The sequence below is a fragment of the Rhodococcus sp. FH8 genome (assembly GCF_019266085.1).
Taxonomy (GTDB): domain Bacteria; phylum Actinomycetota; class Actinomycetes; order Mycobacteriales; family Mycobacteriaceae; genus Rhodococcus_F; species Rhodococcus_F qingshengii.
Genome location: NZ_LPNQ01000080.1, coordinates 233,585 through 246,183, shown reverse-complemented (window position 1 = coordinate 246,183; position 12,599 = coordinate 233,585). Strand labels below are relative to the sequence as shown.

Here is a 12,599-nt window from a genome sequence, read left to right as displayed (position 1 = left end):
GCTCGGGTAGGGTGGCGGTGTTCGATACGTGCAGGTCCCCCGCGAGATCAGGAGGCCGAAAGGCTCTCTCATGTCAGCACCTGATCTCCCGACCTTCCCTGCTTCGCAGCAGAAGTCGGTGGCCGCGATCCTCCGAGCAGCAGGTTGCGTCTTCGCCGAAGACGAGGCTCGCCTACTTCTTCACACCGCACGCTCTCGCGATGAACTCGACGCGATGGTCGACCGACGAGTTGCCGGCGAACCACTCGAGCCCGTCCTCGGATGGGCCGAGTTCTGCGGCTTGCGCATTCACATCGACTCCGGAGTCTTCGTCCCACGCCGGCGCACCGAGTTCCTCGCCCGGCAGGCCTGCTCACTTGTCACCCCAGGAAGCGTCGTCGTCGACATGTGTTGCGGCTCAGGAGCTGTCGGTGTTGTCCTGCAGTCGACGCTCAACGCCGTCGATTTGTACGCGGTAGACGTGGAACCGGCCGCAGTGCGGTGCGCTCGCCGAAACATCACACCGCCCGAGCGTGTACTCGAAGGCGATTTATTCGAACCACTGCCGACGAAATTACTCGGTCGCGTGGATGTCGTCGTCGCCAATGCACCTTACGTCCCCACCGAATCGATCAGGCTGATGCCGCCCGAAGCCCGTCTTCACGAACCGCTGGTCTCGTTGGACGGCGGTACCGACGGACTGGACCTGCAGCGTCGCATCATCGCGGACGCCGCGCCGTGGCTACGACCGGGTGGCTGTCTTCTCGTCGAGACGAGTACGGAGCAGGTCGAAATGACTGTTGAAACATTCACTCGGGGAGGGTTTCTCACTCGGGTGGCAACCTACAGCGAGACCGCGTCGACCGTGGTGATCGGTCAGCGTTGAAGGCGATCGGATCCTGGCGTGGACCACTCCCGAGCGCGGGCGGCAAAGCCGTCGACAAAAAGCCCGAACGCGCGATCGACGCGGGCCCGGTCGCCGGTGGCCAGAAGATCCATCGACAGACCCCGCATTTGCGAGAGCAACAGAGTAGCGACAGAGGCAACATCGTCCTCGGGGCAACCCGCTTGTCGTAGACCGGCTTCCAGTGCCTCGATCCAATCGCCCACAAAACGGTCCAGGAACCGTCCGTAGCGGTCGCGGTCGCCGAGCGCGAGGGCGTAGATCTCGACCATCACCCGGAACCGCGGCAGGACCTCCGGCGTCGTACGTTCGGTCCACCACGCAGTCAGCACTGTCGCCGGATCGACCCCCGGTTTCATCGGCACCGCAATCGGAATGGACTCACCACGCATGTTCTCGATGACCTCGGAGAGCAGATTCTCCTTGCTCTCGAAATGGTTGAGTAGCGACGCATGCGACACACCCACGGCCTTGGCGAGCTGCCTCACCGTCAATTCCCCGACACCGTTGTCGATGACGTAGCGGGTCAGCGCGTCGAGCAACTCCTCACGTCGCCCGGCGTATCTCAGGCTGCGTTTGTCGATGCGTTCGGGCTCCGGCACATATCCACCCTACCGGCCGGAATCACCAGGTCAGCGGCTGACTGCCTTCTGATACCGACGAATAGCGAACGGCACGAAGACGATCAGCAAACCGAAAGTCCACAACAACGACGCAATGACCGGATTCTGCAGTGGCCACGCATCCGGAACCGTCATTGCAGGATTGGTATTGCCGAACAATTCACGCACCGCCTGGGTAACCGCCGACACCGGATTCCATTCGGCGATCACTTTGAGCGGGCCGGGAAGATTGGTGGTCTCGACAAAAGTGTTCGCGATGAACGACAGCGGAAAGATGACGATGAAGCTCGCGTTGTTGAATACCTCCGGTGTCCGGATCCAAAGCCCGACAACAGCCATGACCCACGACAACGCGTACGCGAAGAACAGAAGCAGCGCATAACCCGCCACCGCTTCGAGGAAACTGGAGTGAATCCGCCACCCGACCAGAAGACCGGTCAACGACATGACCACCAAACTGATGACGTTGATCAACACGTCACTCGATGTTCGGCCGGTCAGCACGGCAGACGGAGCCATGGGCAGCGATCGAAATCTGTCGATGATTCCTTTCTGAATGTCTTCGACCATCCCCAAACCAGTCCAGGTAGCACCGAATATGACCGTCTGCGTGAAGATTCCGGCGATCAGGAATTCTCGATACGACGTGCCCGGGACGGAGATCGCACTGCCGAACACATACGCGAACAAGAGCACGAACATGATCGGCGACAAAGTGGTGAACACCAACAGGTCCGGAACGCGCTTGATCTTGATCAAGTTTCGCCTGGCGATGGTCAAACCGTCTTCGAGCGCCATCTGCACGGTCATTTCTGATCCTCCAGTTCAGCCTGGTGCCCGGTCAGTGTGAGGAAGACATCGTCGAGAGTGGGTCTGCGCAGGCCGACGTCGAATACGCGGATGCCTCGTGCCGACAGAAGATTCAGCGCCGCGACCAACGCGTCGGTGCCGTCGTCGACAGGAACGGTGACGCGACGGACATTCTCTTGAACCTGAATGTCCCCCACGGCAAGCGAGCGCAATTCCTCGCGGACGATGTCGAGATGCTCGACCTCGTGCACACTCAGTTCAATGCGCTCACCCCCGACCCGCGCCTTCAACTGATCTGCAGTACCGCGCGCAATGACCGAGCCGCGGTCGATGACGGCGATCTGGTCGGCCAACCTCTCGGCTTCCTCCATGTATTGCGTCGTGAGCAACAGCGTGGTCCCCTGAGCCACCAACCCTTCGATGACGTCCCAGAGACCGAGTCGCGCCCGAGGATCGAGGCCGGTGGTCGGCTCGTCGAGAAACAACACCTGCGGCCGAGCAACCAATGCGCCGGCGAGATCGAGACGTCGCCGCATTCCGCCGGAATAGCCCTTGACCGGCCGATCTCCAGCCTCGACGAGATCGAACTGCTCGAGCAATTCACGCGCTCGGGCCTTACTGCTTCGGGCGCCGAGGTGATACAGCCTCCCGACCATGTCCAAGTTCTCATAGCCCGTCAGGTACTCGTCGACCGCGGCGTACTGACCCGAAGCACCGATCTTGGATCGCAACGCCCGCGCATCCTCGACCACGTCCAGCCCGGCAACCTTGGCGCGTCCACCGTCGGGAATGAGCAGCGTCGTGAATATCCTTACCGCAGTGGTTTTTCCGGCGCCGTTGGGGCCCAACAGGGCCATCACCGAACCCTCGCGCACTTCCAGGTCGATGCCGTCCAATGCCGTGACGTCGCCGTACTTCTTGACCAGCCCCTCGGCCACAATCGCTTCGGTCATGAGCCCTCCCGCGTCGGTAATCCGTCGGTAGTCCGTTCCCCAGTGTGACCCAGGAGGCCGACACATTCCAGGAAATTTCGTCAGTTGCCCGGCTGCAATCACCTCCCTGGTTTCGCCGGTGCCTTTCGGCCACGAGGTACGGAACAGACCACACGTCCCAGTCCTGTCCAATACAGCCGATAAATTTCACCGACCTTTCGACGGATATATATCGGAAAGAAAAACCCGAAATTCTTGAACAAAGACCGCTTTCAGGTATTCATGATGAACGCGGCAGCGTTACACTCGTTCAGCAAGTGACACTCGGGCCGGTGACGGTTGACTTATGGTGTCGAATCTCGAATTACAAATCAGACAGAGGCCGAAAAGAATTGAATCACCGATTCAGTGCACGCGGGGAAGACTCACACTTCGGGGGATCGAGAAAGGCTGACTGTGCCATGAGTATCAGAACTCGATACATCCGAACTCCGTGGATCCGAAAAACGGCGAAATATTCCTTCGAGACCATCTGCTTCACCCTGGCCGTGATTGTCGCGGCCGCACTGATCGCCGCGTACAACACACAACCACGCTCCGCGTCGACGTACACGCCGGCCTCGTTCTCGGCGAATCCTGAATCTGCAGCGCTGCCCTTCGACATTCCACCCAAGTCAGCACTGAACGGAAAGTTGGTTTTCGCTCACTACTTCCCGCCCTATCCGGTTTCGATCGACAATGCGAATCCGTCTGGCGATTACTATGCGACACAATATCTTACGTTCAACGGCGAGAACAACAAACACGTTCGCTACGGAGGATTCCTCCGCGATCGGCCGACACCGCGGCAACCCATCGCCGATACGCAGTGGCGCCAACGCGACCTCGAAAACGAAGTTCGTTCGGCAATCGCCACGGGCATCGACGGATTCTCCGTCGACATCATCGCCAAGGCAACCGACACCAGTTGGTGGGGTTCCACCGTGCCCACCGCCCTGATCAAAGCGGCCGCAGCAGTCGATCCGAATTTCAAGATCATGCTCATGCCTGATATGAACGGCGCGTTCAAAAACATGACCGCAGCTCAAATGGCAGCAGAGATGAAACCGTATTCGACCATGGCATCATCGTTCAAATTGAACGACGGACGGCTCGTGATATCTCCATTCCTTGCCGAAAACAAGACTGCGGGCTGGTGGTCGGAGTTCATCACTCTGATGAAGAATTCTTACGGCATAAATGTGGCATTTGTTCCGGTTTTCCTCGACGCTGCAGCCAACCGGAATTCTTTTGCATCGATCAGCTACGGGATGTCGAATTGGGGTAATCGAAATCCGGCAGGAAATCCGCTCTCGGGATCGAACCCGAACTCTCCGATGGGACTTGCCGCTGCCGCTCACTCCTTGGGAAAGATATGGATGCAACCAGTCGCCTTCCAAGATGTTCGTCCAAGTCAGTCGATCTACGACGAGGCACAGAATTCACAGAATCTGCAGAACATGTGGCAGATTGCGATTGCGTCCAACAGTGAATGGGTACAGCTCGTCACCTGGAACGACTACAGCGAGGGAACGTCGTTCGCACCCAGCGCCGGTCATGGGCGCGCGTTACTCGACATGAGTTCCTACGGGCTGTACAGCTTCCGCTCCGGCGCCTCACCCGCGATTGTTCGCGACACCGCGTATCTCATCTACCGCAATCAGTCGGTCTCCGCGGTCCCCGTCAATCGCTCTGCTGCCCCTATGACACTGCGCCAATGGTCATCCCCCGCTCGCGATACCGTCGAAGTCCTTTCCTTCTTGACGGCGCCGGCGGTCGTCAAAGTGACGGTGGGAACCACGACAACCACCTGCAATGCCCCGGCCGGGATGAGCAGCTGCATCGCCCCGTTGAAAGTAGGTTCCATCAAGGCCTCTGTCGTTCGCGGCACTACCGAGGTGTCTCGGGTGAGTTCGCACGCGGCGGTGACGGCCACGCCGTACAACCAGAATCTCGAGTACCTGGTCGATTCCAGTCGGAGATAACGGTGACGAAGATCGGGTGAGTCCGTCGACTCACCCGATCTTCGTTGCGCCATCGGTTTCAGCGGCAATTGGTAACTCGGGCCGCGATACCGCCCCCGTCCGCTCCACCCTCACTGCCAAGGTCACCGCGGCCGCCAGTGCCGATACGCCCGCTCCGATCCAGTACAAAACCGCGAACGAATGCAGGGTCGGCACAGTGCTCGCACCGATCACCACCGTCGAACCGGCCAATACCGCTGCCGCAACGGCGCTTCCGGTGGAGGTACCGACCGAACGGAGCAGGCTGTTGAATCCGTTGGCCGAGGCAGTCTGATGGATCGGCGCAGATTCGGTGATCAGAGTCGGCATGGCTGCCAGGGAAAATGCCACACCGGCCGATACCACGGCAGCGCCGATCACGATATTGACCAGCGTCGGCGTCAACAGCACACGCAAGACGTATCCGATTGCGATGACGATCGCTCCTGAGGCCAACGTGGCCTTCGCTCCCCATCGCCTCGTCACCTTCGACGACACCGGCGCCAATCCGATCATCAGGACTCCGCCCGGCATCATCGCCAGTCCGGCTTCGGCAGCCGAGAGTCCGAGACCGTCCGCCGACGCCAGGGGCAACTGAAGTTCCTGCGTTGCCGCCAACGCGCTGATGAACATGGCAAAACCGAGTAATACTGCGCAGACGTTCGAAACCAGAATCGGAGCGCGAAGGGAAGTCCGCAGATCGACCAGCGGTGCCGGCGTGTGCAGTTCCCACGGAATCCATCCACAGAGCAAGACCACGCCGGACGCGATCAGAACCAGAACCTCGGGGCTTGCCCAGCCCCATTCGGTTCCTTTCGAAACGGCCAGCAGCAGTGCAGTCATAGCGAGCGTGAGGACTGTGGCTCCCAGAAAGTCGAAGCGTCCGCGACTCTTCACAGCCGATTCCGGCACCACCAGCGGCAAGACGACTATCAGTACTACCCCGAATCCACCGGTGACCCAGAAAAGCGCGGGTAGTCCCCAGTGCGCCGAGATCACCCCAGCCATCGGCATACCGAACATGCCACCGATCCCCAACGTCGCACTCATGAGAGCTACTGCACCACTGAGCTTTTCCGGAGGAAGGACATCGCGCATGATGCTGATTCCGACGGGCAGAAGTGCCGTCGCGAACCCCTGCAACGAGCGCCCGAGGATCAGTAACCAGAAACTCTGGCTGAGCGCAGCAACCATGCAGCCGACGATCATCACGGCAAGACAGACGAGCATCATCGCGCGCTTGCCGAACATGTCGGCGAGTCTGCCGATGAGAGGGGTCGCGACGGCACCGGTCAGCAACGTCGAGGTCACCAGCCAGGAAGCGGTGGAGGACGATACTCCCGATGCCGTCGCGAACGCAGGCAGGACCGGCACCACCAAGGTCTGTTGCAGCGCGACCACCACGCCGCTCAGACTCAGGACGCCGACGACCCACCCGGTCCGCGCTTTCGCGCGAACGGTCTTGTCCGTCAAGCGTTCGAGCGAGCGGCGACTCCGGCGTCGACAGGAACCACGATGCCACTCATGTGGGCACTCGCGTCGGCGGCGAGGAACAGGACTGCTCGCGTGATCTCGAAGGGATCCAGCCAACCGACCGGCTGCGCATGCAGAGTCGCGTACACGGGTTCGACGTCGTCTGCCGTCGGCGATTCGAGGTCAGGCCGCATCATCGCGTACATCATGTCGTTGTGAATCATCGGCGTCGAGATGTTCCCCGGTGCAATAGCATTCACGGTCACACCCGAGTTTGCCAGTTCGAGCGACACACTCTTCGTCAAACCGATGACGCCCCACTTGGAGGCGCCGTACGCAGCCATCTGGGTGCCACCGGAGCGACCCATCATCGAGGAAATCGTGATGATGCGACCGTAACCACGTTCCGCCATTCCACCTGACACGGCCGCAACGGTGTTGAACACACCAGTCAGGTTCGACGAGATGACTTCGTTCCACTGTGCCGACGTCATCGACGTGATCGGAGCGGGCACGGACACACCGGCATTCGCGACGGCGATGTCGACACGGCCGAACTCGGCTTCAGCGCGGGCAACGAGCGCGTCCATTGCGTCGCGATCAGCAGTGTCTGCCTTGACGGCAATGCACCGACGACCGGTGGCTTCCACCAAACGAACGGTTTCCTTCAGATCCTCCTCGTTTGCGAGGGGGTAGGCGACGACATCACTGTTCTCGCACCGGTCGCAGATCACGATGTCCGCGCCACGCTCCGCGAATGCGACAGCGTGGGCGCGCCCCTGACCGCGTGCGGCGCCGGTGATCAGTGCAACTTTTCCTTCGAAGCTGCCTTCGAGGCTGTTCATGCCGTCTCCTAGTTCGTCGTATGCAAGCGTGCGCTGTACTGCATGCGTACTCCGAACCCGCCCGAAAGAAACAGTCGATCCCGGACAGCGGGAATCCAGCCGATCACTGGTAAACGGCGGTCTCGAATTCCAGGTATCCGTTGATGGATCCAGCGTCCGCGAACGGCAGAATCTGCGTTGCCCAGAACCCGCCGACGCCGGTCTGCCGGTCGATCCAGTAATAGAGGTTGGCAAGACCCGCCCAAGCCAGCGATCCGGCCGGCCTACCGGTGGGTGCCACCTCTTCATTTGTCATGAAGGAGTATGCCCATCCTTTGGGTACACCGGGGAAGAATTCCGCATCGTTGGACAGCGTCGGGAGAACTCCGGGCAACAACCCCACGTGCTGGCCTTCGAGCCCGTTCTGAACGGCTGCAGCTACCGTCTCCGACGACAACACGCGACCCGAAGTGCCCGCGCCGTCGTTGAGCCACATACGGATGAACTTCATGTAGTCGCCGACAGTGCCGTGCAAACCGTGACCACCCATGTGCACCTCGGGTTCGGCCGGAAGCTCGAATCCGATGAGCGGAGTGAGGCTTCCGTCGCTCTCACGCTGATGGATCGGCGCAAGTCGATCCTTCATCGACGGGCTCATCGTGAATGCCGTATCGGCCATCTCGAGAGGTTCGAAGATGCGCTCGCGCATGACATCGCCGAGTCGCTGACCTCGAATCGACTCGACGACCTGTCCGGCCCAGTCGATGTTGGTGCCGTACTCCCACTTCTCACCCGGGTCGAAGAGCAGCGGTGTCGTGAGCGCCGCTTTGCTACACGTGATCACGCTGGGCTGCCCATGTTCCTGCGAGAGCCGGTTGTACGACTCGTTGAAGAAGTCGTAGCCGAACCCTGCAGTGTGAAGGAGCAGCATGCGAGTGGTGATGTCACGCTTGGGTTCCCGAAGAACGGGGTTTCCGCCGGCGTCGAAACCGTCCAGGACCTTCAGCTCACCGATGTCGGGAACATAGGTCGCTGCAGGTGCATCGAGATCGAGCAATCCCTCCTCCACACATTGCAGGACAGCGGTACCGGTGATCGCCTTGGTGGTGGAGAAGAGCGCAAAGGTTGTATCGAGGGTCATCGGTTCGCCGTGACCGAGAGTCCGCTCGCCCGCAGCACCCTCGTAGATGTTGCCTTCTCGATCCGTGATCATCGCGACCACACCCGGGACGCGATCAGCCCCCTGAGTTGCTCGCGCCAGCACGTCGTCGAGGCGCTGCTTCGAAAGGGGCTTCCGCGCAATATCTTCGATCGTCACTGCATTTCTCCATCCGACTTGCAACTTGTCTTGTCGAACAGAATGTAACGGCGATCACACACCCGGCTCTGCCTCGAAACGGCAGGAAAACTGTCTCGTTTCGGCAGAACCGGGCAGAGATTGGAGTCAGCTCTGGGGCGCTCCGATATTCACCAGCCAGGAAATGCCAAATTTGTCTGTACAGGCGCCGAATTCGTCGCCCCACATCTGCTTCTCGAGTGGAACGCTCACCGTTCCCGTTCCCGACAACTGCTCCCAGTACCCGCGCAGCACATCGCCGTCGTCGCCGCTGAGGCTGACCGTGATGTTGTCGCCGGGGTTGTACGGCATGCCGGGCGGAGTGTCGGCACCCATCAGGGTGTATCCCTGATCGGTTTCGAGCATTCCGTGCATGATCTTGTCGCCGCCTTCACCGGGATTGCCGAACTCACCGAACGTGCTCAGCGCCAGCGTGCCACCAAAGATTTCTTTGTAGAACTCCAACGCCTCACGGGCATTGCCGTTGAAGCTGATGTACGGATTGAGTCGAGTTGCCATGACGTACTCCTAGCTCGTGGGATTGCTGTCACGTTCGATTTCAATCCTTGCAGAACGCTCCGACACGAAACAACGGATCACGGCAGTTCATCGAGTGCGTAAAACGATCGTCATGACCGTTCAAACAACTGTCCTCAGAGTCGATTCCGGGTCTCGGAAGGCAACTCTCCGAACCGTTTCCGGTATGTGGCCGCAAACATGCCCAGATTGACGTAGCCCCAGGCGTTGGCGATTTCGGAGACGGTTCTCCCGTCGGAACGCAACAGTTCGCCGCGTACACCCTCCAACCGACGCGCGCGCAATCGTTGCCCCGGCGTGGTGTCTCGGTACCGTCGAAATCCCGCAGTGAGCGCCCGGACACTGACACCCACCGCAGCCGCGATCTCCGATGCCGTCGGCACCGAGCGAGCAAACGTATCGATGTACTCCTCTGCCGATCGCACGTAGGCAGGTTCGGCGGAGGCGACGTCGACGCCGAGTTGCAGCCCGGCCTGCGTCGCCCACTCGTCGAGAAGCTGAGCCGCGATGAGTTCTTGAACCCTGGCACCCAGCCTTTCGCTCGACATCGCCTCAGGCGACTCTGCAATTGCGCGAACGACGTAGTCCATCAATGCCAGCCAACTCGAGCCCCGCCCGCCAATGGTGCACTTGTGCCGCCACAGACGGTCGTCGGGAACCGACCCGAACCATTGCATGGCGTGATCGGCGACAAGCTGATGCGGCACAGTGAGATTCAGCTGCAGATGATCTTCGTCGAATTCGACGAAGTAGTCGGTCCGGCTACAGTCGGCGACAAAGGTCTCCCCCACGGCAGTATTCACCGCAGTTCCTCCGCCGAGGGCATGTCGACCGTTGCCTCTGATAGTCGTCAGAACCAGAATGTTTCCGGCCTCAGGCGAACATTCACCGACGGAGACCGGAATCCCGTAACAGAATCTGGTGACGTCGATCTTGCCGACTGCCGCGGAGTACATGTCCGAAGCCGGCTTCAACCGACTTCCGATCGGCGTGACCGTATACGGCATGTAGATGTTGTCGGACCACTCCTTGATGCGGTCCCAGTCCCGAGAAAAGGCCTGGTGATGCTGCATAGTGGGCCGGCCGGCCGCGTCGATGAGCAAGGCATCCTCGAACATGGTTCGAGTATCGCACCAGGGCCCGGGAAGGTCACGCGAAGTGAGATGACGTGATCTCTGGCTGTACGGCGGCGGGTCGTGTTGCAGCAAAAAGCAGCGAATCCACCGCGGTCCCCCGGATCACCATGTGTGCCCTCATTCGCCCCTCCTCCTCCATTCCGATTTTGGTGAGCACCGACGCCGACGCCGAGTTCTCGGGACGACACGTTGCTTGCACTCGCTGCGCTCCGAAGCGAGCAAAGGCGAATTCCAGAACCGCGCGCCCCGCCTCCGACGCATAGCCTCGCCCTTGGAACTTCGGGTTCACGACAAAACCGAGTTCCGCCCGCCGGTGCGCGGCGGATACTTCCCACACAGCTACCGAACCGATGACCGCTCCATCGGCCTTCGACGTGATGGCCAGGGTGAACGTGCGACGTTCGACGAGCGCAGCTTCGAGTGCCGCGTCAGCCAGGAATGCCCTGGTCACCGCGGGGGTGTTCGGCCCCCAATCAACATATCTACAGACGGCAGGGTCGGACGCGTACTGATGGACGGCACCTTCATCCGCGGCAGTGAAATCTCGAAGAACAAGGCGTTCCGTAGTCAACGTGAACATCCAGCGATCCTAGAGCGAGCCCAAAAGCACCTCTTGACTCGAACGCATGTTCGAGTATGATTTGGGGAGGGGATCGGGGGATTCAATGAGCGTCTTGTTGTCGGATGTGGTGTCTGGTTCTGCGGTGGGGTTGCGCGGACGCCTGTGGCAGTTGACGGCTTCTGAGTTGCGTGCTGCTGCTATCGACGCGAGTGCGGAGATTCTTCGTCTCGAGGCTGTGCGGGTGGCGGTGGTGGACGAGTTGTCGATGCGGCCGGATGATCAGGTGATTGCCAGCCGCGGGGTGGGTGCGTGGTTGGCGGGCAACACGATGCTGCAGGTTCGGGACGGGAAGAAGATCGCCGCGTTAGGTGCAGCTTTGCGGCCGTTTCCGGCGGTGGCGGCTCGGTTCGATGGCGGGGACTGTTCGTTCGATCATGCCGTGTTGATCGTGGCGTTCTGTGAATCACCACCGAAAGGCATGCCGGAGGAGGCGCTACCGAAGTGCATCGATTTGTTGTTGGCAGCTGCGTCGGGTGTGGAAGCGACGACGACGAAAGTGCGGAACGTGATCGCGACCTTGGAGCGGTTGTTCGAATCAGATGAGATCCCGCCCGCCGAGGATGTCGATCTCAACGAGTTGCGGATCGCCTCGACATTGAACGGTCGAGTGGTGGTGCGCGGCGATTTCGATGCCCTGACCGGTGAAATGCTGTTGTCGGCGTTGTCGAATCTGACGATGCCGACCCCGGCACCGGATGGGACGCCGGATGCTCGGTCGGCGGCGAAACGCACGGCGGACGGGTTCACCGAACTGATCCGCCGCTATCTGGACTGCGCCAAGACCGGTACCGATGGTGGGCAGCGTCCACACGTGAATGTGCACATCAATGCTCGGGATCTGGCCGAGCACCGGGACTGCGCCGCAACACCCTCCACTTCTGATGACGGAATGGCTGTATCGGATCTTGATGTCGGGCACATGCCCTGGCTCGGACCACTGTCCGTATCGCAGACCAGACTCCTCGGGTGTGACTGCTTCCTCTCCACCGTCCTGCTCGACGATCACGGCGCGCCCTTGGATGCGAAACCAGGAAAGAGGTTGGTCACCGCCGAACAACGCGTCGCCCTCATCGCCCGAGACAAAGGCTGCGCCTTCCCGGGCTGCACATGCGTGCCCGCCTGGACTGATGCGCACCATATCCGGCACTGGGCGAACGGTGGCCCGACGGTGATGAACAACCTGGTCCTGCTGTGCCGTTCACATCACCGGTTGATGCACCGCAAATCCGGGTTCGTCGGGAAATGGGAAATCCGAATAGGCGCCGACAACAAACCCTGGTTCATCCCACCACCCTCGATCGACCCCGGACAGCAACCCAGGCCGGCGAACACCACCTTCAAAACCTGAGAGGTCAAACCTCTTTGGCGACAACAGAACACG

The 12,599-nt window shown here is 60.5% G+C and carries 12 protein-coding genes; 3 read left to right on the top strand and 9 right to left on the bottom strand.

All coding sequences use genetic code 11. The features are described 5' to 3' along the window. Positions 1 to 70: 70 nt before the first annotated feature. A complete protein-coding gene (locus tag ATN38_RS27865; RefSeq protein ID WP_208689889.1) occupies positions 71 to 865 on the top strand; it encodes a putative protein N(5)-glutamine methyltransferase in 795 nt (264 codons plus the stop codon). Here ATN38_RS27865 and ATN38_RS27860 read toward each other — a convergent pair. Genes ATN38_RS27860 through ATN38_RS27850 form a run of 3 tightly spaced genes read right to left on the bottom strand, consistent with a single transcriptional unit; the run spans position 856 to position 3,269 of the window. Next, entirely contained in the window at positions 856 to 1,485 is a 630-nt protein-coding gene (locus ATN38_RS27860) for a TetR/AcrR family transcriptional regulator (RefSeq protein WP_007734052.1), read from the bottom strand. The two genes, ATN38_RS27865 and ATN38_RS27860, sit on opposite strands and share 10 nt — an antisense overlap. A 30-nt stretch (positions 1,486 to 1,515) precedes the next feature. After that, on the bottom strand, positions 1,516 to 2,316 hold the full coding sequence (locus ATN38_RS27855; RefSeq protein WP_003945537.1) for an ABC transporter permease: 801 nt from the start codon (positions 2,314 to 2,316) through the stop codon (positions 1,516 to 1,518). Further along, positions 2,313 to 3,269, bottom strand: coding sequence for a daunorubicin resistance protein DrrA family ABC transporter ATP-binding protein (locus ATN38_RS27850; protein WP_003945489.1), 957 nt, complete (start codon positions 3,267 to 3,269; stop codon positions 2,313 to 2,315). The genes ATN38_RS27855 and ATN38_RS27850 overlap by 4 nt, the downstream gene beginning before the upstream one ends. A gap of 44 nt (positions 3,270 to 3,313) precedes the next feature. Here ATN38_RS27850 and ATN38_RS27845 point away from each other — a divergent pair, with 44 nt between their 5' ends. Next, positions 3,314 to 5,272 carry a glycoside hydrolase family 71 protein gene (locus ATN38_RS27845; RefSeq protein ID WP_270923001.1) on the top strand — a complete coding sequence of 653 codons (1,959 nt, stop codon included), beginning with the start codon at positions 3,314 to 3,316 and terminating at the stop codon, positions 5,270 to 5,272. A 30-nt stretch (positions 5,273 to 5,302) separates the two neighbouring features. Here the strand turns inward: ATN38_RS27845 and ATN38_RS27840 are convergent, their stop codons facing one another. The 6 genes from ATN38_RS27840 to ATN38_RS27815 all read right to left on the bottom strand — a co-directional run bounded on the left by ATN38_RS27840 (position 5,303) and on the right by ATN38_RS27815 (position 11,176). Next, entirely contained in the window at positions 5,303 to 6,763 is a 1,461-nt protein-coding gene (locus ATN38_RS27840; RefSeq protein WP_047269629.1) for an MFS transporter, read from the bottom strand. Further along, positions 6,760 to 7,608, bottom strand: coding sequence for a mycofactocin-coupled SDR family oxidoreductase (locus tag ATN38_RS27835; RefSeq protein ID WP_218749123.1), 849 nt, complete (start codon positions 7,606 to 7,608; stop codon positions 6,760 to 6,762). The genes ATN38_RS27840 and ATN38_RS27835 overlap by 4 nt, the downstream gene beginning before the upstream one ends. A 103-nt stretch (positions 7,609 to 7,711) precedes the next feature. Next, positions 7,712 to 8,851 carry a serine hydrolase gene (locus ATN38_RS27830; protein ID WP_260646520.1) on the bottom strand — a complete coding sequence of 380 codons (1,140 nt, stop codon included), beginning with the start codon at positions 8,849 to 8,851 and terminating at the stop codon, positions 7,712 to 7,714. Between the two features lie 180 nt (positions 8,852 to 9,031). Then, positions 9,032 to 9,442, bottom strand: a complete 411-nt coding sequence (locus ATN38_RS27825; protein ID WP_047269632.1) for a VOC family protein — start codon at positions 9,440 to 9,442, stop codon at positions 9,032 to 9,034. 134 nt (positions 9,443 to 9,576) lie between these two features. Next, positions 9,577 to 10,578 (bottom strand): AraC family transcriptional regulator, encoded by a 1,002-nt coding sequence (locus ATN38_RS27820; protein WP_007734026.1) that lies wholly within the window; start codon positions 10,576 to 10,578, stop codon positions 9,577 to 9,579. A gap of 31 nt (positions 10,579 to 10,609) precedes the next feature. Beyond that, positions 10,610 to 11,176: a GNAT family N-acetyltransferase gene (locus ATN38_RS27815; RefSeq protein ID WP_058227269.1), complete on the bottom strand. Its 567-nt coding sequence runs from the start codon at positions 11,174 to 11,176 to the stop codon at positions 10,610 to 10,612. Positions 11,177 to 11,261: 85 nt separating this feature from the next. Here ATN38_RS27815 and ATN38_RS27810 point away from each other — a divergent pair, with 85 nt between their 5' ends. Continuing rightward, positions 11,262 to 12,566 carry an HNH endonuclease signature motif containing protein gene (locus ATN38_RS27810; protein ID WP_218749121.1) on the top strand — a complete coding sequence of 435 codons (1,305 nt, stop codon included), beginning with the start codon at positions 11,262 to 11,264 and terminating at the stop codon, positions 12,564 to 12,566. Positions 12,567 to 12,599 lie beyond the last annotated feature (33 nt).